Below are 19,286 nucleotides of genomic sequence, written 5' to 3' on the forward strand. Positions count from 1 at the left end.
ATCCGGAATCGCGGGCCTTCACCGTCGCCATGCTCGATGCAGGAGGTGGCCATGGCTGCGAAGGATGAGCTGGGGCGGAGAGGCGAGGAGATCGCCGCCGCGTTCCTGGCGCGGGCGGGATATTCGATCCTGGACCGCAACTGGAGGTGCCGGCACGGCGAGATCGACGTGATCGCTTTCGATGGGCGCGACATCGCGTTCGTCGAGGTGAAGACGCGCACGAGTGTGCTGTTCGGGCACCCGCTCGAGGCGATCACTCCGCAGAAGATGGCGCGACTGCGACGGCTGGCCGGTGTGTGGTGCGAGGAGCATCTCGACGAGCAGCGGGAGCTGCACCCCGGCGTGCGCATCCGGATCGATGCGATCGGCATCATCGCCGCTCCCGGTCAGGCCCCCGTCGTGGAGCATCTGAAGGGGGTCTCCTGATGGCTGTCGCGAGAACCACCGCGGTCGCCCTTCTGGGGCTCGCAGGCTCGCTCGTCGAGGTCGAGGCCGACATCTCCAGCGGGCTGCCCTACTTCGCCATAATCGGGCTGCCGGATGCGGCGCTCGGAGAGGCGAGGGAACGCGTGCGCGCTGCGGCCGCCAACTCGGGTTGCCCCGTCACGACGCACAAACTCACGATCAACCTCTCTCCGGCGTCGTTGCCCAAGCAGGGTTCCGGCTTCGACCTGGCGATCGCGATGGCGGCGCTCGCGGCCGACGGGGCGGTCTCCGCCGAGTCGGTCGCGCGGGTCGTGCATCTCGGCGAGCTCGGGCTCGACGGCAGGCTGCGGCCCACCAAGGGGGTGCTGCCCTCGGTGATGGCGGCAGCGCGAGCGGGCGCCGACGTGATCATGGTGCCGAGCGGCAACCAGGAGGAGGCCTCGCTCGTGCCGGGCATCCGGGTCGTCGGTGTTGCTTCGCTGCGCGATGCCGCCATCTGGCACGGCAGCGAGCTCGAGCCGCAGCCGGTGGAGGCGATCGCGGCACCCCGGCCGCTCGAGGCCGCCGACGACACCGCAGATCTTGCGGATGTCATCGGCAACGACGACGCCGTTCAGGCGCTTCTCGTTGCGGCTGCAGGCGGTCACCACATGTTCATGCTGGGGCCGCCCGGCGCGGGCAAGACGATGCTCGCGGCGCGGCTGCCCGGCCTCCTGCCCGACCTCGAACCGGAGCAGTCGCTCGAGGTGAGCTCCGTGCGATCCCTCGCCGGGCTTCCCGTCGGGGGCACGTTGCAGACGAGACCCCCGCTGGAGTCGCCGCATCACACGGCGACGGCCGCCGCGCTCATCGGCGGTGGCAGCGGCATGATCAGGCCCGGCGCCGCTGCACGGGCAGCCCACGGCGTTCTCTTCCTCGATGAGGCCCCCGAGTTCCAGCGCACGGTGCTCGATGCCCTGCGTCAGCCGCTCGAATCGGGTCTCATCAGCATCCACAGGGCCAATGCGGTCGCGCATTTCCCGGGCAGCTTCCAGTTGCTGCTGGCAGCCAATCCTTGCCCCTGCGGCCAGTACGGCGCATCCGACACCGACTGCAGTTGTGCGCCCGCCGCTCGCCGTCGCTATCTGGCCCGACTGTCGGGGCCACTGCTCGACCGAATCGACATCCAGCTGACCGTGGGCCGCATCACCGCGGCGCAGCTTCGCATGGCTGATGAGCACCCGCGCCTCACGACGGTGGATGCGCGCAGCCGGGTCATCGAGGCGCGCGCCGCTGCTGTCGCCCGCCTCGCCGGCACGCCGTGGCGGGTGAACTCGCACGTTCCCGGCACATTCCTGCGGGAGCGGCGGATGCGCCTCGCGGCGGCGACCACGGCATCCGTCGACCGCGCGCTCGAGCGCGGCGGGCTCACCATGCGCGGCTACGACAGGGTGCTCAGAACGGCGTGGAGCATCGCAGACCTGCACGGCGCAGCCGTGCCCACAGCGGACCACATCGGCCGCGCACTGTTCCTGAGGAGGGGAATGCCATGACCATGTTCGGGCTGAAGGAGGCGAGCGTCGCACCGCTCGTGCGTCAGATCGCCGGCGATGAGCTGAGTACCGCGGAGGTGGCCGAGCATTTCGCGAGGGCCAGCTGGTCGGGTATCGCCGAACCGGGTGACAGGGTCGCCGGCGTGCTCGTCGGTATCGCCGGGGCCGGGGCTGCGCTGACCGCCCTCGTCGAACGCTGGGATGCCGATCGTCTCGTCGCGTTCGTCGCCGACAATGGGGGCGAGCTGTCGTCAGAGGATGCGCGCAAGGCGCTCGCACGCTGGCTGCCGAGGCTCACCTCACAGACGGCGCTCGTGGCGCTCCGGCAGGCGGGCCGGCTCGGGGTGCGGCTGCTCACACCATCCCATGAGCTGTGGCCTGCCGGGCTCGACGACCTCGGCTGGCACAGTCCGCTCGCCCTCTGGGTGCGGGGAGGGGAGGCGACGCTCGCAACCCTCGACCGTTCGATCGCCCTGGTCGGGGCACGTGCGGCGACCGGCTATGGCGAGCATGTCGCCATGGAGGCGGCCGCGGGTCTCGTCGATCGCGGCTACACGATCGTCTCCGGCGCCGCCTACGGGATCGACGGCATGGCGCATCGTTCCGCGCTCGCAAGCGGCGGGCACACGCTCGCCTTCCTGGCGGGAGGGGTGGATCGTTTCTACCCGAGCGGGCACGAAGCGCTGCTCACACGCATCGTCGAATCGGGCGCCGTCGTCTCGGAGCTGCCGTGCGGCGCCCAACCATCCAAATGGCGCTTCTTGCAGCGAAACAGGCTCATCGCGGCAGCGAGTCGGGCCACCGTCGTGCTCGAGGCCGGCTGGCGTTCGGGCTCACTGAACACCGCCGGGCATGCGGCCGCGCTCGGTCGGCCGCTCGGTGCCGTCCCGGGGCCTGTCACAAGCGCTGCATCGGCGGGGTGCCACAGGCTCATCCGTGAGTTCGACGCGGTGTGCGTCACCAACGCCGAACAGATGGCCGAGCTCGCGCCCTTCGACGACAAGCACGAGACCCCGGATGCCTCTGGCCCGGCTTCCACCGACGCCGACGAACACCGCCCGGAGCAGCTGCGTGTGCTCGATGCGCTGAGCACCCGCGCGCCGAGGAGCCCGCACGATGTTGCGGCACGCAGCGGCCTGTCGGTGGGCGACGTGCAGTCGGCCCTCGGCATCCTGCAGCTCGACGGCCGGGTCGTCGAACGCGAGCGAGGGTGGATCATGCGCTGAGCGCTCGCCGAAGCCGAGCCGAGGCCGAGCCGAAGCCGACCCGGCGGCCACCGGCGGGAACAGCCGGGCGCTGGTGGGCGGCCCGGCTTCGCGGCTAGCCTGAGGGCGTGACCAGACTCGGCCAGCATCCTGCCCCCACCCACACGATCGCGCACATCAGCGACACCCATTTCCTTGCGGAGGGGCGCAGGCTGTACGGCGAGATCGCGACGGAACGCAACCTCGAGCAGGCGCTGAAGCAGCTGGAGCGGTCCGACATCCGGCCGCAGGCGCTCGTCTTCACGGGCGACCTCGCTGATCTGGGCGAACCGGATGCCTACGCGCGGCTTCGCGCGATCGTCGAGCCGGCCGCCCAGCGCATGGGCGCCGACGTCATCTGGGTGATGGGCAACCACGACGAGCGCCTGCAGTACTCGCAGGGGCTCTTCGACGAGGTCGGCTCGGAGGCGCCGCAGGATCGCGTGTACGACGTCGACGGCCTGCGCATCGTGTCGCTCGACACGAGCGTTCCCGGCTACCACCACGGCAGCCTCGACGACGAGCAGCTCGACTGGCTCACCGATGTCCTTGCGACGCCCGCGCCGCACGGCACCCTCATCGCCGTGCACCACCCGCCCATCCCCACACCGCTTCTGTGGGCGATGGAGATGCTCGAACTTCACGGTCAGGACCGCCTGCAGCGGGTCATCGAGGGAACGGATGTTCGGGGCGTCCTGGCAGGGCACCTGCACTATTCGACGCACAGCACGATCGGCAGCATCCCCGTCTCCGTGGCCGCCGCCACCTGCTACACCCTCGATCTCAGCGCGAAAGGGAGGCTGCTGTCGGGCGTCGACGCCGGGCAGGCGATCAACATCGTGCACACCTACCCCGACCGCATCGTCCACTCCTCTGTGCCGCTCGGTGAGACGGTCGAGATCACGGGCTTCTCCTCAGATCACAGGGCCCAGATCGAGGCGATGAGCTTCGAGCAGCGCCTCGAGATGTTCTCCAACAAGCGGTCACCGTTCAACCTCGGCGAGGAGCCGCCGGCACAGTGAGCCGCCGGCACAGTGAGCCGCATCTCGCCCGGCCCCGTGCGGTGAATCGCCGCGCGCCCGCCTGCGCCTCGCCTCGCGGCAGGCGACGATAGGGGCATGGCATTCGAGGCCTCCACCGAGGCGTTCACCCGCTACCTGCTGTCGGAGCGGGGTTTCAGCGCGCACACCGTGCGCGCCTACCGCTCCGATCTGGCGGGCCTCGCCGAGTACGCGGTGTCGCAGGGTGTCGATGATGTCGACGGGCTCTCGCTTGAGTTGCTGCGAGGCTGGCTGTGGGATGCCTCACAGCGCGGTTTCTCCAAGTCGACGCTCGCCCGGCGCGCGGCGGCGGCGCGCGCATTCTCCGGCTGGCTGACCCGCACGGGCGAGACGGAGGCCGACACGGCTGCACGGCTGCGCGGGCCCAGACCCGATCGACACCTTCCTCGCGTGCTCACCCGCCAGCAGATGGACGGCATGCTGGGCGGCCTGTGGGCGCGTGCCGCAGACGGCGACCCCGGTGCGCTGCGCGACCTCGCCGTCGTCGAGCTGCTCTACGCATCCGCCCTGCGAGTCAGCGAGCTCGTCGGCCTCGACGTTGACGACATCGACCTGGGCAGGCTCACGGTGCGTGTCATGGGTAAGGGCTCGAAGCAGCGGGTGGTGCCGTTCGGCGTTCCGGCGAAGGATGCGCTGGCCGACTATCTGAGGCAGGCGCGGCCCGCGCTGACGGGGGTCGGCTCCGGCGGGCCTGCCGCATTCCTGGGCGCACGCGGCGGGCGCCTCGGAACCCGCACGGTTCACAGGCTCGTGTCGGGGCTTCTCGAGTCGATGCCGGGTGGGGGCCCCGCGGGGCCGCACGCCCTGCGTCACACCGCGGCCACGCACCTGCTCGACGGCGGCGCCGATCTGCGCGCGGTGCAGGAGATGCTCGGCCATGCGAGCCTCGGCACGACCCAGATCTACACGCATGTCTCGACGGAGCGTCTGCGACAGAGCTATCAGGCGGCGCATCCGCGGGCCTGATCTGTAACGATTTCCGCTGCTCCCAGCACTTGCCTAGGCTTCATCTGTTTGTGTTGGGGAATCGAAACGGCGCAGACGCACCGCACTCTCGACAGAAAGCGACCCCGTGAATCTTGTAACCCGCAAGCGTGCTGCCGCCGCTGCATCCGCACTGGCCATTGCCCTCGTCCTCGCGGGGTGCACCGCCTCGGATGACACGGCGACGAACGGCGGGGAGAAGACTGCGGCTCCATCGGTGACCGATGAGTGCACAACGGCGGGCGACGCATCCGATTCGATCTCGGTCACGGGCGATTTCAACGCCGAGCCGGTCGTCGATTTCAAGGATGCCCTCACCACTGATCGCACCGAGCGCAGTGCCGTCATCGAGGGCGACGGCACGGAGGTCGCGAAGGACGGGTTCACCGTCGATGTGGCCTACTCGCTCTACCACGGAGGCACGGGCGAGCTGCTCGACTCGAGCGGTTACGGCAACGAGGGCCAGGTGTTCCCCTTCGCCGTCGACGAGGCCCAGTATGTCGACGGCATCGTTCGCGCCCTCAACTGCTCCGTGGAGGGTGACCGCGTCGTCGCCCTCATCCCGCCCACCGATCTGTGGGGCGACACCGGCAACGAGCAGCTCGGCGTCACCGCCGACGACTCCGTGTTCTTCATCTTCGATGTGCTCGGTGTGACGCCGCCCGTCGACGCCGCGGCAGACATGGTCACGGTCAAGCCTGACGCTGAGGGGATGCCCTCGGTCGCGTACGCCGCGGATGGCACGCCGACCGTGACGATTCCGGATGGCGAGCCGACGGGTGACCTGGCGTTGGCCGTCATCGAGGAGGGCGACGGAGACGTCGTCGGCGATGGCGACAGCGTCGAGGTCAACTACACGGGCATCAACTGGACGTCGGGCGAGGAGTTCGACTCCTCCTGGACGCGCGGGCAGACGGCAACATTCGCGACCGATGGCGTCGTCACCGGTTTCGGTGCCGCGCTTGTCGGCCAGAAGGTGGGCGCCAAGCTTGTCGTGGTCATCCCGCCGCTCTACGGCTATGGCACGGCCGGCAACGCGGGCGCGGGTATCGCCGGCACCGACACGATCGTCTTCGCCGTCGACATCCTGGGCGTGACGCCCAAGTAGCGCAGCGCGGTTCCGCGGCGACGGGCTTCGACTCAGCCGCGGATGGCACCGATCTCGCGTGCCTTCGCCACGGCGGAGGTGCGCGAGCCGGCGTCGAGCTTGGTGAAGATGTGCACGAGATGCGACTTCACGGTCGCCTCGCTGAGAAAGAGCTCCCGACCGATGTCCCGGTTCGACCTGCCTTCGGCGACGAGCGTGAGCACTTCGGCCTCGCGGGTGCTCAGCCCGGGCCTGCTCGACCTCGAGCGGGAGCTCAGCCGGGCTTCGACTGCGGGCGCGAGGGCGCTCCTGCCAGCTGCGGCGGAGCGCACTGCCGCGAGTAGTTCCGTGGGCGGGGCGTCCTTGAGCAGGTAGCCGCTCGCCCCGGCCTCGACGGCTCCGAGGATGTCGGCGTCGGTGTCGTAGTTGGTGAGCACGAGAACATGGGGCGCGTCGGGCCGCTCCCGGATGATCCTGGTCGCGTCGACTCCCTGCAGTGCGGAGCGGTCGGCCCCGAACTGCAGATCCATGAGCACGACGTGGGGTTGGAGTCTCTCACAGGCGGCGAGGGCGTCCTCGACGCTGCCGGCCTCGCCCACGACCTCCATATCGTCTTCTGCGGCGAACACGGCGCGCAGGCCGGTGCGCACGACGGGGTGGTCGTCTGCGAGCAGGATGCGGATCATCGCTCTGTCCCTTCGAGGCTGAATCCGACGGCGATCGCGGTGCCGCCGGCATCCGATTCGATGCTGAGGCTTCCGCCGAGCTGCTCGACCCTCTGCCGGATCGCGGTGAGCCCGAAGGAGGCGCTGGGCGGTGCGTCTGTGTGCGCCTGCGGCGGGTCGAATCCGACGCCGTCGTCGACGATGTCGAGCCCGACCCAGTCGTCGAGGTGGCTGAGGGTCACCTCGGCGCGGTGGGCGTGGGAATGCTGGGTGACATTCGCGAGGGCCCCCTGCGCGATGCGCAGCAGTGCCGTCTCGAGCTGCATGGGCATAGGGGCAGGGTCACCGCTCTCATGGAATGTGACGGTGAGGGACGCCCCGGAGCTCGTGTCGCAGAGCCGTGCGAGGGCCGCCCCCAGGCTCTGCCCCTCCAGTGCGGGCGGGCTGAGCTCCCGGATGAACCGGCGTGCTTCGGCGAGCCCTTCTGCGGCGGTCTCGCGGGCGAGACGCAGCTGTTCGAGTACTTCGCCGCTGCTGTCGCGCTCTGCGGCGTGCAGCAGCAGCTGGATGCTCGACAGGCCCTGGGCGACGGTGTCGTGGATCTCGCGGGCCAGCCGCGCGCGCTCCTGCGCCACCCCGGCATTGTGCTGCTCTCGGGCGAGCTCCTCGCGCGCGGCGAGGAGCTCGTCGATGAGCAGTTGGCGCTGTCGGGCCTCCGTGTAGAGCGCCTGATAGCCGAGCGCCATGACGATCGCGACAGCAGCCCCGATGAGCGGGCCGAGCACACCTCCCAGGTGCACGCCGCTGTGCATCGTCATCACCGCGATCGTGATCGCGGTTGTGAGCAGCACGATCGGCGCGCCCCACCGGCGCGGCAGCAGGTGCAACTGCAGGAAGAACAGGGGGAAGATGAGGAAGGCCGCGTCGGCGGTGAGCGCCGTCAGCGCCATCACCTCGATCGTGACGAGCGCAAGCCATCCTCGCTGAACTGTCACATCGGCGCCGCGCACGATGAATGCGCCGCAGGCGTAGCTGACGATGAGCACGACGGCGAGGCCGACGATCCAGGATGCGGTGGCACCGGATGCGATGACGGCGCGCACGATGACGAAGCCGGCGAGCAGCACCATGAGTGTGTGCAGACTGATCCTCAGCGCCAGGAACACGGGCGCGAGCGGCGCGTGGGCGAGGGCACTGCGGCCCGCGTCGCGCTCGGTCTCGTTCACGTCGTCAGCCTAGTGAGGGGCTCTGGGCGCGGCATCAATCGAAGGATGGAGCCGGCTGTGCGCCCGCTCCCGCGGTTCAAACTTTTGTACGACGCGCAAGGGGTGGCCCGATTCCTACCGTGGATGTCATGATCAACACTCCTCCGCCCTCCCGTGTCCGTTCCCGGCGTGCATCCGGTTCGGCTGCTGCTCCCAGCCGTTGGCTGCGCATCGGCCTGCCCGTGGTGCTCGCGCTCGTCTGGCTCGTGGTCATGGGCGGCGGGGGTTCGTCGTTCAGCCAGCTGAGCAAGGTCGCCAGCAACGACCAGAGCCAGCACCTCCCCGCCAGTGCCGAGGCCACGCAGGTGCGCGAGCTGCAGGCGAGCTTCCGTGACAGCGATCTCGTTCCCGCTGTTCTCGTGTTCCAGCGTGATGGCGGGCTGGAAAGCGCCGATTCGGATGCCATAGCCGAGACCGTCGCATCGCTGGCCGATCTCGACGGGGTCGCTGCAGATGCGATCTCGCCTGTCATTCCCTCCGAGGACGGTGAGGCGGCCGAGGTGTTCGTGCCGCTGGACTCGTCGGTGAAGGTGAGCGACACGGTGGAACTCATCCGCGCCCAGTTCGCGGCCACCGACTCCTCCGGGGCGCTCCCTGCGGGGCTCAACGCGTGGGTGACCGGCCCGGCCGGCCTGTCGGCCGACATCGTCGGAGCGTTCAGCGGAATCGACGGCCTGCTGTTGCTGGTGGCGCTCGCCGCGGTGTTCGTGATTCTGGTGGCCGTCTATCGTTCCCCGCTCCTGCCGCTCATCGTGCTCGCGACGAGCATGTTCGCCCTGATCGGTGCGGTCTCGGTTGTCGTGGCGCTGGCGAAGGCCGAGCTGGTGCTGCTCAGCGGTCAGACTCAGGGCATCCTGTTGATCCTGGTCGTGGGTGCGGCGACCGACTATTCGCTGCTCTTCGTGGCCCGTTACCGTGAGGCGTTGCGCGACCACGAGCGGCGGTGGGACGCGATGTGGGCGGCGCTGCGCGGCTCCTTCGAACCGATTCTGGCCTCCGGCGGCACCGTCATCGCTGCACTGATGATCCTGCTGTTGAGCGATCTCAACTCGAACCGGGCGATGGGCCCTGTCGCGGCGATCGGCATCGTGTTCGCAATGTTGGCCGCGCTGACGCTTCTGCCCGTTCTGATGCTTGCGGCGGGCCGGGTGGCGTTCTGGCCGCGGCGTCCCGCGTTCGGCTCCGCGCATCCGGCGCAGGGGGCGGTCGAGGGCGCGAAGGGCGTCTGGCCTGCCATCGCCCGGCTGGTGTCGCGTCGCCCGCGCGCCGTCTGGGTCACAAGTGTTCTTCTGCTTGCCGTCGCCAGCTTGGGCATGCTGCAGCTGAAGGCCGACGGCGTCTCGCAGAACGAGTTCGTGCTGGGGGAGTCGCAGGCGCGTGACGGTCAGGCTGTTCTGGGTGAGCACTTCCCGGGTGGCTCCGGCACGCCGGCCGTGATCGTCGCGCCCGAGGCCGAGCTCGATCGGGTGGCGTCGACGGTGCTGGATGCGCGCGGTGTGGCCTCCGTCTCGGTGTTGTCGGCGGATTCGCCGAGTGGTTCGCTCCGGTTCACGGCCGATGGGCTGCAGTCGGTGGGGGCTCCCGGCTCGCCGATCCCCGACCCGACCGTCGTGGAGGGTGACGTGATGATCGAGGCGACATTGGAGGACGCAGGCGATTCCGCCGAGGCCGAGCAGGTGATCCGGGAGCTGCGCGCCGGATTCGCAGCGGATGGTCTCCACGGTGAGGTCCTCATCGGTGGCACGACGGCGATCGCGCTGGATTCCAACGACGCGGCCATCCATGACCGCACCCTCGTGATCCCGCTGGTTCTGGGCGCGATCCTGGTCATCCTGATGCTCCTGCTGCGCTCTGTGGTCGCTCCTGTTCTCCTGGTTGGCAGCGTCGTGCTCTCGTACTTCGCAGCCCTGGGCGTCTCGGCACTCGTCTTCAACGGCGTGTTCGGCTTCGCGGGTGCAGACCCGAGTGTGCCGCTGTTCGGCTTCGTGTTCCTGGTGGCGCTCGGCATCGACTACAACATCTTCCTGATGACGCGCGTTCGGGAGGAGTCCCTCGTGCACGGGGCGCGGGAGGGCGTTCTGCGCGGGCTCACCTCCACAGGCGGCGTGATCACCTCTGCGGGTCTCGTGCTGGCGGCGACGTTCGCGGCGCTCGGCGTGCTGCCGGTGCTGTTCCTCGCGCAGATCTCGTTCATCGTCGCGTTCGGCGTTCTGCTCGACACCTTCCTGGTGCGGTCTCTACTCGTGCCGGCGCTGGCCTATGACATCGGCCGCCGCATCTGGTGGCCGAGCCGCCTGGGAAGGCTCGGTCATGGGGGCCCGGCCGGGGAGGCCCTCGTCGGCAGCAGCACCGATCGCGGAATCCCCTCCAGGTAGAGAAGGGGCGACACATAGTCGCCGTGGAGTCGCACCCCGAAGTGCAGGCAGGGTCGGTCACAGTGCGTGACCGGCCCTGCCAGTTCGCCCAGCAGGTCGCCGCGCTGCACCGTGTCGCCCGCGACCAACTCTGTGACGACGGGCTCATAGCTCGCGACGAGTCCACCCGCATGCCGGATCGACAGCACGGGTCTGTCGACGACGACCCCTGCGAAGTGCACGATCCCGTCGGTGGGTGCGCGCAGCTGCGCAGGCTCGGCCCCGGATGCCACGCCGATGTCGATGCCGCGGTGCCCCGCCGAGTAGGGGGTTGCGGGCGCGAGGTACGCGCGCAGCACGGGGTGCGGCTTGTCGACGGGCCAGAGCCAGCGCTCGTGCGTGGCTGCCTCCGCCCCCTGCACGGGAACCGCCGTGGTGACGGCGAGGAGCGCCGAGGCCAGCACCATGACCACGGCGGCGATCCGCGCACCGCCCACCCGGGCATACAGCCGGAACGCACGGGATGGGAGAGGGGGAGGAGGCAGCACCCCTCCAGCGTCGCGCGCCGTGGCATCCGGTCTTCTCGAACACCCAGAATCTGTTGAGAACGCTGCGGGATGTCGATGTGGGGAGGAGGCGTCGAAGCCGTCGTCGCGATGTTATGATTGGGGTCGCATCCCGTGTACTCGGGGTGACTACGCGTGCCCAGACCACGCAGCCATCCAATCGGTCTCCCTCCTCACGGTGGGGGCGGATGCCTGCAGGGCACCAGGATCTGCGTCAACCGGCGCGATGACAACTGAGAACAGCGCGATGAGCCGCGGATACGGCGTCGTGCAAGAAAAGGAGACGGCCATGGCCGTTGTCACCATTCGCCAGCTGCTCGACAGCGGCGTTCACTTCGGACACCAGACCCGCCGCTGGAACCCCAAGATGAAGCGCTTCATCCTGACGGAGCGCTCGGGCAGCCACATCATCGACCTGCAGCAGTCGCTGTCCTACATCGACAAGACGTACGACTACGTCAAGGAGACGGTCGCCCACGGTGGCACCATCCTCTTCGTCGGCACCAAGAAGCAGGCTCAGGGCGCGATCGCCGAGCAGGCGCAGCGCGTCGGCCAGCCGTTCGTCAACCAGCGCTGGCTCGGTGGCCTCCTCACCAACTTCCAGACGGTCAGCAAGCGCCTCGCGCGCATGAAGGAGCTCGAGGAGCTCGACTTCGACGACACCACGAAGGGCTTCACCAAGAAGGAGCTCCTCATCAAGAAGCGTGAGCTCGACAAGCTGCACAAGACGCTTGGCGGTATCCGCAACCTGACGAAGACGCCTTCGGCCATCTGGGTCGTCGACACCAAGAAGGAGCACCTCGCGATCGATGAGGCGCGCAAGCTGGGCATCCCGGTCATCGCGATCCTCGACACGAACTGCGACCCCGACGAGGTTCACTACCCGATCCCGGGTAACGACGACGCCATCCGTTCGGTCGGCCTGCTCACCCGCATCATCGCGGACGCTGCCGCCGAGGGCCTCATCCAGCGCCACCAGAAGCCCGAAGAGGGCAACGTCTCCGCCGTCGAGCCCCTCGCCGAGTGGGAGGCCGAGCTGCTCGCCGGTCACGAGGCATCGAAGGCTGACGAGGCTGCCGTTGTGACGCCGGAGCCCGAGGCCGAGGCTCCCGCTGCCGAGGCGCCTGCCGCCGAGGAGACCGCGCCCGTCGCTGACGGGGCCGCCGCCGACGCGCCCGCCGCGGAGTCGAAGTAGTTTCTCACCCATCCCTTTCGGAGCAAAAAGGAGTTCCCATGGCAGATTTCAGCCTGGAAGACATCAAGATCCTGCGCGAGCGCCTCGGCACCGGCATGATCGACACCAAGAATGCGCTCGTCGAGGCGGGCGGTGACCTCGAGAAGGCCACCGAGCTGCTTCGCCTCAAGGGAGCGAAGGGCAACGCCAAGCGTGCCGACCGTTCCACGAGCGAGGGCATTGTCGCGGCGAAGGTTGTCGGCAACTCGGCGACCATGATCGAGCTCGCCTGCGAGACCGACTTCGTGGCGAAGGGCGAGAAGTTCGTCGCCCTCAGCGAGAAGGTTCTCGACGCGATCGTCGCTGCGGGTGCCAAGACGGTCGAGGAGGCCCTTGCGGCGCAGGCCGACGGCAAGTCCGTCGCCGACGCCATCAGCGAAGAGGCCGCGATCATCGGTGAGAAGTTCGAGCTTCGCCGTGTCACGGTCATCGAGGCCGACGCATTCGAGATCTACATGCACAAGACGAGCAGGGACCTGCCGCCGCAGATCGGTGTCGTGCTCGGTTACACGGGCAGCGACGCTGAGACTGCTCGTGGCATCGCGCAGCACATCTCCTTCGCGAACCCGACCGTGCTCTCTCGCGAGGACGTTCCTGCGGCCGATGTCGAGAACGAGCGTCGCATCGTCGAGGAGATCAGCCGCGGTGAGGGCAAGCCGGAGGCCGCCCTGCCGAAGATCATCGAGGGTCGCCTCGGCGCCTACTACAAGCAGGTCGCCCTGCTCGAGCAGGACTACGCCCGCGACAACAAGCTGTCGATCGCCAAGGTCGCGCAGGATGCCGGCATCACCGTGACGGGCTTCGCCCGCTTCAAGGTCGGCGCGTAAGCAACGCATCCGCGTTCTGAATGTTGAAACGGCCCCTGCCTCCTCGTGAGGCGGGGGCCGTTTCATGCCCGCTCGCCCTTCTGAGGGGGCGTATCCGAGCCCGGGAGGGTAATCCGGATGCGTGAGCACCTAGCCTGTAGTGAGTACGACCATCGAGGGAGAAGAAATGACATCAGTGACCGGTAAGCGGAGGGTGCTTCTCAAGCTCTCGGGTGAGTCGTTCGGCGGCGGGCAGCTGGGCGTCAACCCCGATGTGGTGAGCGGGCTCGCTCGCGAGATCGCCGAGGCGGCGGTCGACGTCGAGGTCGCGATCGTCGTCGGTGGCGGCAACTTCTTCCGCGGGGCAGAGCTCAGCCAGCGCGGCATGGATCGCGGCCGCGCCGACTACATGGGAATGCTCGGCACTGTCATGAACGCGCTCGCGCTGCAGGACTTCCTGGAGCAGGCGGGTGCAGCGACGCGGGTGCAGTCGGCAATTTCGATGACCCAGGTCGCCGAGCCGTACATCCCTCGCCGTGCGGAGCGTCACCTCGAGAAGGGCCGCGTCGTCATCTTCGGTGCCGGCGCCGGCCTGCCCTATTTCTCCACGGACACGGTTGCGGCGCAGCGCGCGCTCGAGATCGGTGCGGATGTCGTGCTCGTCGCGAAGAACGGGGTCGACGGCGTCTACGACGATGACCCCCGCAAGAATTCGGATGCTTCAAAGCTGGAGAAGGTCACCTACCAGGAGGCGCTCGTGCAGGGCCTCAAGGTTGTCGACTCGACGGCCTTCAGTCTCTGCATGGACAATGGGATGCCCATGGTCGTCTTCGGCATGGAGCCGGGCGGCAACGTGGCGTCCGCGATTCGTGGCGAGAGCATCGGCACGCTCGTCAGCAACTGAGCAGCACCCCCGATTGCCGATAAACTTGCAGAAGACATGAAGGAGTTGCCGTGATCAGCGACGTTTTGGCCGAAGCCAGAGACAAGATGAACAGGTCGGTTGAGGCCGCTAAGGACGATTTCGGGAATGTGCGCACCGGGCGCGCCAATCCGGCGCTGTTCCAGAAGGTTCTCGTTGACTATTACGGCACGCCGACGCCGCTCGGTCAGTTGTCGACGATGAGCAATCCCGAGGCGCGGATGCTCATCATCACGCCGTTCGACAAGTCGGCTCTCAAGGAGATCGAGAAGGCGCTCACCGCTGCGCAGCATCTGGGGGCCAGCGTCGGCAACGACGGCACGATCATCCGGGCCATCCTGCCGGAGCTCACGGAGGATCGTCGCAAGGAGTACGTGAAGCTCGTGAAGAGCAAGGGCGAGGATGCGCGTGTGGCGCTGCGCAACGTCCGCCGCAAGGCAAAGGACGAGCTCGATGCGCTCAAGGGCGAGATCGGCGACGACGAACTGGCCCGTGCCGAGAAGGAACTCGACGCGATCACGAAGTCGCACACGGATGCGATCGACGACGCACTCAAGAAAAAGGAAGCCGAGCTGCTCGAGGTCTAGATGGCTGAGTCGCCGGATGGTTCGAGGGGTGCGTCCCGCTGGGGGCGTCGCAGGCGAAAGCGTGAGGAGCTTGAGGCTTTCGCGCACCAGACCGCTGATGAGCTCAAGGCGCAGTTCGAGGAGGCTCGGGCTCAGTTCGAGGCCACGAACGAGAAGATAGAGGCCAAGGCGGGGCGCAACCTGTTTGCCGCTGTGGGCATCGGTCTGGGCCTTGGCGCGCTCATGCTGCTCAGCCTCATCGTCGTCAAGGAGCTGTTCATGCTCTTCGCCGGCGCGCTTGTCGCGTTCACGGCGTTCGAGTTGGCGAGCGCACTGCGCTTCGCGGGTCGCAATGTGCCGCGGCTGCCGACGGTGCTGGCTGCGTTGGCCACGGTTCCTGCGGCGTTCTATCTGGGTGCGGATGGCAAATGGTTCGTCTCGCTTGCGGGCATCGCCTTTGTCGCGTTGTGGCGTGTGGCCGAGCTGGTGCGCCCGAGTCATCGCGGCACCGCGCTGGAGCTGTGGAAGGACGTGGCTGCGGGAACCCTCGTGCAAGTCTATGTGCCGTTCCTGGCGGGCTTCGCCGTTCTCCTGACCGCTCAGGACGGCGGCGAGTGGTGGACTCTCGCGTTCATCGTCATCGTCGTCGCGATCGATGTGGGCGCCTATGCGAGCGGCGTGAGCTTCGGGCGCCACAAGATGGCCCCGCACATCAGCCCGGGCAAGACCTGGGAGGGCTTCGCCGGGGGAGTGGCTGCCGCGCTTCTCGCGGGCATCCTGCTGTCGACGCTGATGCTGGGCAAGCCGTGGTGGCTCGGTGTGGTGTTCGGTCTGACGATGGTCTTCACGGCGACGGTCGGTGATCTGATCGAGTCGCTCATCAAGCGCGATCTGGGCATCAAGGACATCAGCACCTGGCTTCCGGGGCATGGCGGCTTCCTCGACCGCCTCGATTCGATCCTGCCCAGTGCGGCGGCGGCTTACGTGTTGTTCCACCTCTTCGCCTGAGTTCTTGGTGCAGAATAGAGCCGTGAGCACAACTTTTCCGAAGACCCGGCCCTCCCGCAAGGGGTACAGCATCGAGCAGGTCGAGGACTTCCTCGAGGATGCGCGACGCGCGTACACGGCTGAGCGTGGCGAGGTCTCGGTGGTCGATGCGGCGACGATCCGTCGTACCTCCTTCGCCCTGCAGAAGGGCGGCTACGCACCGGAGCATGTGGATGCTGCTCTTGAGCGTCTGGAGGATGCGTTCGCGACGCGTGAACGCGAGCGCCTCATCGCGCAGCAGGGTGAGGACGCGCTGGTGGCGCGCATGCGGGATACCGCCCAGCAGATCGTGAACCGGATCGCGCGTCCGAAGGGCAACAGATTCGAGCGGGTGAGTCTGCTCGCCAAGGGTTACGACCGGGCCCAGGTGGATGCTCTCGCCGATCGAATCGCAGGGCATCTGCAGTCCGATGCTCCGCTGGAGGTCGCAGAGGTTCGCACGGCGGCATTCCATCCTCGCCGCGGCGGCTACCGCGAGTCTCAGGTCGATCTGCTTCTGGATGATGTGATCGACGTTCTTCTGGCGGTCGGATGAGGCGACTACGCCTCATCGCTGGGGTTTCGATCCATTCTGAGCTAAGGTCTTCTCACTGTGGGCAGGCGAAGTAGTCATCGCGCGTCCCGAGCGCTGATCGTTCGTTCGGGGGGTGCGTCTTCGGTGACCCCGGCGCGGCGCGCCCTGCCTCGTCGGGCGGCGCTCTCCGGCGGTCATGGTCGTACCGTCCTCCAACTCTTCGCATTCACGGCTGCGGCCGCGGTGATGCTCGTCTCTGTCGTTGCCCCGAACGCGCTGCCTCAGCAGGCTGCTGCTGAGGCTTCGGATGTTCCGGCGTCGGCTGATGTGACGCAGTCGCTTCTGATCTCGTCGAGCGCTTCGGTGGTCGAGTTCACCCGTGACAGTTATGAGGCGTCGAAGCCCGTTCCTGTGGTGACGACGCATGCGGCTCCCGCTGCTGGTGTCCCCGATCCGGGTTCGGCGCAGGCCATCGCCTACAGCCTGCTGCAGGACCGCGGTTGGGGCGACGATCAGTTCAACTGCCTTGTCGCGCTCTGGAACAAGGAGTCGGGCTGGAACGTCTACGCCCACAACCGTTCGAGCGGTGCCTATGGCATCCCGCAGGCGCTTCCCGGCACGAAGATGGCTTCGGTCGCGGGCGACTGGGCCACGAACCCGGCGACGCAGATCATCTGGGGCCTGGGCTACATCGGGGGCCGCTACGGCACCCCGTGCGACGCTTACGGCTTCAGCCAGATCAAGGGCTGGTACTGAGCCGCTCCGGCGGGGCCGCAGGCTTCGCCGGGTAGACTCGTCGGCATGCCCAGATCGAATCGCCCCCGCGGCAGGCGGCGGGATCCGGTCGAGGAGCGCGATCTGAGGTCGGCGCTGTTCGGGTCGTCACGAACCGAGACGCGGCGTGGTGTGGCGTGGAATGTGCAGCCGGTCTCCGGAGCATCCGCGGTGAAGTCCTACATCTGCCCGGGGTGCAGCCTCGGCATCGAGCCCGGCACGGCGCATGTCGTCGCCTGGCGTGCTGACGGCCTCATGGGTGAGGCCGACGATCTGGCGGCCCGCAGGCATTGGCATTCGCACTGTTGGAAGATCAGCTGAGCGTCGACCGAGGAGGACCCATGTCAGAGACACCAGCGCAGGATGCTTCGGCGACAGCCGGCGAGACGGAGGCCGGAGTCGAGATCCGTGCGGCCGTGGAGCTTCCGGCCCGCCGCGAGAACATCGAGCTGCGCACCGCCGACGGGCTCACCCTTGTGGGGGAGCTCTCCCTGCCGCTCGAGAAGGCGCCGGTCGCGACGATGCTGGCCCTGCACCCGCTGCCGACGGCGGGCGGCTTCATGGACTCGCATGTGATCCGCAAGGCGGCCGCGCGGCTGCCGGCTCTCGCAGACATGGCCATGCTGCGCTTCAACTTCCGTGGCGTGAGCTCGCCGCGCGGTACCTCCGAGGGCGAGTTCGGCGACGGCGTCGATGAGCGCCTCGACCTCGCGGCGGCCGTCGACTTCGTGGCGCAGAGGGGCCTGCCCGTGCCGTGGCTCGTGGGCTGGTCGTTCGGCACCGAGGTCGCCCTCAAGCACGGCCTCGCACACGAACTGCCTGGCGCCATCCTGTTGTCTCCGCCGCTGCGCCGGACTACGGATGCTGAGCTTGCCGCGTGGGCGGGCAGCGGTCGTCGTCTTGTCGCCGTCGTGCCGGAGCTCGATGACTTCCTGCGGCCGGCAGAGGCGGCGGAGCGTTTCGCGGCCGTGCCGGAGACGGAGTTCGTGGCGGTCGAGGGCGGCCGGCACCTGTGGGTGGGGGAGCAGCAGACGCGCCGTGTGCTCAGCGAGATCGTCGCGCGTCTGAACCCGGCTGCCCTTCCGTTGCCGACGCGCTGGACGGGCCCGCTCGCCTAGAGAGCAGCAGCGCCCGGAGAATTAGAGCCTTGAGGCTCAGAGTTCGTTCTGGCGGGGGATGAAGACCTGCTTGACGATGATGAGCACGGATGCCGCGACGGGGATGGCGACGAGCGCTCCAAGAACCCCGAGCAGGTTTCCTCCGACGAGGGCGGCGATGACGACGATCACGCCGGGCACCTTCACCGCGCGGTTCATGATGCGCGGGTTGATCACGTATGCCTCGATCTGCATGTAGATCAGGTAGTAGATGGCGGCGATGAGTACGGTCGGCCATCCGTTGAACAGCAGCACGCTGAGCACGATGAGTGTCGAGCCGGTGAGGGTTCCGACGAGCGGAACGAGGCTGAACAGGAAGGCGATGAAGGCGAGCAGCACCGAGTACTGGGCGCCGATGATCGACAGGAAGATGAAGCTGAGCACACCGTTGATGAAGGCGAGCGTCGCCTGGCCGACGACGTAGCGTCCGACGGAGTCGGTGATCTGCTCGGCGATGTCGATGAAGCGCGCCCGCTTGGAGGCGGGGACGAGCTGGTAGACCCCGCGCTTCATGCTCTGCAGCGATGACACGAAGTACAGGGTCAGGATGAGGATGATGACGCCGCCGAACGCTGCGGTGGCGATGTTGATGCCCGCCTGGAGCACGCCGCCGCCGATGCTGAAGAAGTCGAGGCCGGCGACCCAGGTGGAGAGCTGGTCGAGGATGACCGACACCTTGAGATCTGGGAACAGATCCTGCAGGTACTCGGTGAGGTCGAGGTCACCGGACTGCGCCTGCACGATGATCTCCTGCACCTGGGCGACGAGCTTGCCCACCTGTTCCGTGATGACTGGGATGAGGGCGAACACGAGGCCGGTGAACGCCGCGAGCACCCCGATGAGCACGGTGAGTGTGGCGAGCCAGCGCGGAAAGTGGTGCTTCTCGAGGAAGGAGATGAGCGGGTCGAGGCCGAGTGCGATGAACAGCGCGGCACCGATGTACGTGAGGATCGCTGCCAGGTTGCCGACGGCGGCACCGATGGCGATGGCGAGGATGACTCCGAGCCCACCGAACAGCCCCAGCCGGAATGCGTTCTGGATCTTCATGCGGCTCCCTGCTGCATCCGACGCTGCCGTGCGCA

General features: G+C 68.0%; 20 protein-coding genes. 16 read left to right on the top strand and 4 right to left on the bottom strand.

What is annotated here, in order from left to right:
* Nucleotides 1–51: 51 nt before the first annotated feature.
* The 6 genes from FB562_RS03330 (at nt 52) to FB562_RS03355 (ending at nt 6,355) form a co-directional block, all read left to right on the top strand.
* A complete protein-coding gene (locus tag FB562_RS03330) occupies nt 52–426 on the top strand; it encodes a YraN family protein (RefSeq protein ID WP_141879843.1) in 375 nt (124 codons plus the stop codon).
* Nucleotides 426–1,958, top strand: a complete 1,533-nt coding sequence (locus tag FB562_RS03335; RefSeq protein ID WP_141879844.1) for a YifB family Mg chelatase-like AAA ATPase — start codon at nt 426–428, stop codon at nt 1,956–1,958. The genes FB562_RS03330 and FB562_RS03335 overlap by 1 nt, the downstream gene beginning before the upstream one ends.
* A complete protein-coding gene (gene dprA, locus FB562_RS03340) occupies nt 1,955–3,184 on the top strand; it encodes a DNA-processing protein DprA (RefSeq protein WP_141879845.1) in 1,230 nt (409 codons plus the stop codon). The genes FB562_RS03335 and dprA overlap by 4 nt, the downstream gene beginning before the upstream one ends.
* Nucleotides 3,185–3,291: 107 nt before the next feature.
* Nucleotides 3,292–4,224 carry a phosphodiesterase gene (locus FB562_RS03345; RefSeq protein WP_141879846.1) on the top strand — a complete coding sequence of 311 codons (933 nt, stop codon included), beginning with the start codon at nt 3,292–3,294 and terminating at the stop codon, nt 4,222–4,224.
* A gap of 96 nt (nt 4,225–4,320) precedes the next feature.
* Nucleotides 4,321–5,229 (top strand): tyrosine recombinase XerC, encoded by a 909-nt coding sequence (locus FB562_RS03350; RefSeq protein WP_141879847.1) that lies wholly within the window; start codon nt 4,321–4,323, stop codon nt 5,227–5,229.
* A 106-nt stretch (nt 5,230–5,335) separates the two neighbouring features.
* Nucleotides 5,336–6,355 carry an FKBP-type peptidyl-prolyl cis-trans isomerase gene (locus tag FB562_RS03355; RefSeq protein ID WP_141879848.1) on the top strand — a complete coding sequence of 340 codons (1,020 nt, stop codon included), beginning with the start codon at nt 5,336–5,338 and terminating at the stop codon, nt 6,353–6,355.
* A 32-nt stretch (nt 6,356–6,387) separates the two neighbouring features.
* Here the strand turns inward: FB562_RS03355 and FB562_RS03360 are convergent, their stop codons facing one another.
* Entirely contained in the window at nt 6,388–7,020 is a 633-nt protein-coding gene (locus FB562_RS03360; protein WP_141879849.1) for a response regulator, read from the bottom strand.
* On the bottom strand, nt 7,017–8,225 hold the full coding sequence (locus tag FB562_RS03365) for a sensor histidine kinase (protein WP_246081325.1): 1,209 nt from the start codon (nt 8,223–8,225) through the stop codon (nt 7,017–7,019). Before FB562_RS03365 ends, FB562_RS03360 begins: the two co-directional genes overlap by 4 nt.
* Before the next feature lie 128 nt (nt 8,226–8,353).
* Here FB562_RS03365 and FB562_RS03370 point away from each other — a divergent pair, with 128 nt between their 5' ends.
* Nucleotides 8,354–10,639 (top strand): MMPL family transporter, encoded by a 2,286-nt coding sequence (locus FB562_RS03370; protein WP_141879850.1) that lies wholly within the window; start codon nt 8,354–8,356, stop codon nt 10,637–10,639.
* Here FB562_RS03370 and FB562_RS03375 read toward each other — a convergent pair.
* Nucleotides 10,573–11,166, bottom strand: a complete 594-nt coding sequence (locus tag FB562_RS03375) for a M23 family metallopeptidase (protein WP_246081326.1) — start codon at nt 11,164–11,166, stop codon at nt 10,573–10,575. The genes FB562_RS03370 and FB562_RS03375 overlap by 67 nt on opposite strands.
* Nucleotides 11,167–11,473: 307 nt before the next feature.
* On the opposite strand from FB562_RS03375, the gene rpsB reads away from it, so the two are divergent.
* The 9 genes from rpsB (at nt 11,474) to FB562_RS03420 (ending at nt 18,165) form a co-directional block, all read left to right on the top strand.
* Nucleotides 11,474–12,379 (top strand): 30S ribosomal protein S2, encoded by a 906-nt coding sequence (gene rpsB, locus FB562_RS03380; RefSeq protein WP_141879851.1) that lies wholly within the window; start codon nt 11,474–11,476, stop codon nt 12,377–12,379.
* Nucleotides 12,380–12,417: 38 nt separating this feature from the next.
* Complete coding sequence (gene tsf / locus FB562_RS03385; RefSeq protein WP_141879852.1) at nt 12,418–13,245, top strand: translation elongation factor Ts; 828 nt, start codon at nt 12,418–12,420, stop codon at nt 13,243–13,245.
* Between the two features lie 166 nt (nt 13,246–13,411).
* Complete coding sequence (gene pyrH, locus FB562_RS03390) at nt 13,412–14,128, top strand: UMP kinase (protein ID WP_141879853.1); 717 nt, start codon at nt 13,412–13,414, stop codon at nt 14,126–14,128.
* A gap of 50 nt (nt 14,129–14,178) precedes the next feature.
* Nucleotides 14,179–14,733: a ribosome recycling factor gene (gene frr / locus FB562_RS03395; protein ID WP_141879854.1), complete on the top strand. Its 555-nt coding sequence runs from the start codon at nt 14,179–14,181 to the stop codon at nt 14,731–14,733.
* Nucleotides 14,734–15,720 carry a phosphatidate cytidylyltransferase gene (locus FB562_RS03400; protein WP_141879855.1) on the top strand — a complete coding sequence of 329 codons (987 nt, stop codon included), beginning with the start codon at nt 14,734–14,736 and terminating at the stop codon, nt 15,718–15,720.
* 22 nt (nt 15,721–15,742) lie between these two features.
* Nucleotides 15,743–16,294, top strand: a complete 552-nt coding sequence (locus FB562_RS03405; RefSeq protein ID WP_185740444.1) for a DivIVA domain-containing protein — start codon at nt 15,743–15,745, stop codon at nt 16,292–16,294.
* 123 nt (nt 16,295–16,417) lie between these two features.
* Complete coding sequence (locus FB562_RS13760; protein ID WP_246081327.1) at nt 16,418–17,029, top strand: aggregation-promoting factor C-terminal-like domain-containing protein; 612 nt, start codon at nt 16,418–16,420, stop codon at nt 17,027–17,029.
* Between the two features lie 45 nt (nt 17,030–17,074).
* Nucleotides 17,075–17,368 (top strand): hypothetical protein, encoded by a 294-nt coding sequence (locus FB562_RS03415; protein ID WP_141879857.1) that lies wholly within the window; start codon nt 17,075–17,077, stop codon nt 17,366–17,368.
* Nucleotides 17,369–17,388: 20 nt separating this feature from the next.
* Entirely contained in the window at nt 17,389–18,165 is a 777-nt protein-coding gene (locus FB562_RS03420) for an alpha/beta hydrolase (RefSeq protein WP_141879858.1), read from the top strand.
* A 36-nt stretch (nt 18,166–18,201) separates the two neighbouring features.
* Here the strand turns inward: FB562_RS03420 and FB562_RS03425 are convergent, their stop codons facing one another.
* Nucleotides 18,202–19,251 carry an AI-2E family transporter gene (locus FB562_RS03425; RefSeq protein WP_141879859.1) on the bottom strand — a complete coding sequence of 350 codons (1,050 nt, stop codon included), beginning with the start codon at nt 19,249–19,251 and terminating at the stop codon, nt 18,202–18,204.
* Nucleotides 19,252–19,286 lie beyond the last annotated feature (35 nt).

This window comes from Homoserinimonas aerilata (genome assembly GCF_006716125.1).
GTDB classification, from domain to species: Bacteria; Actinomycetota; Actinomycetes; order Actinomycetales; family Microbacteriaceae; genus Homoserinimonas; species Homoserinimonas aerilata.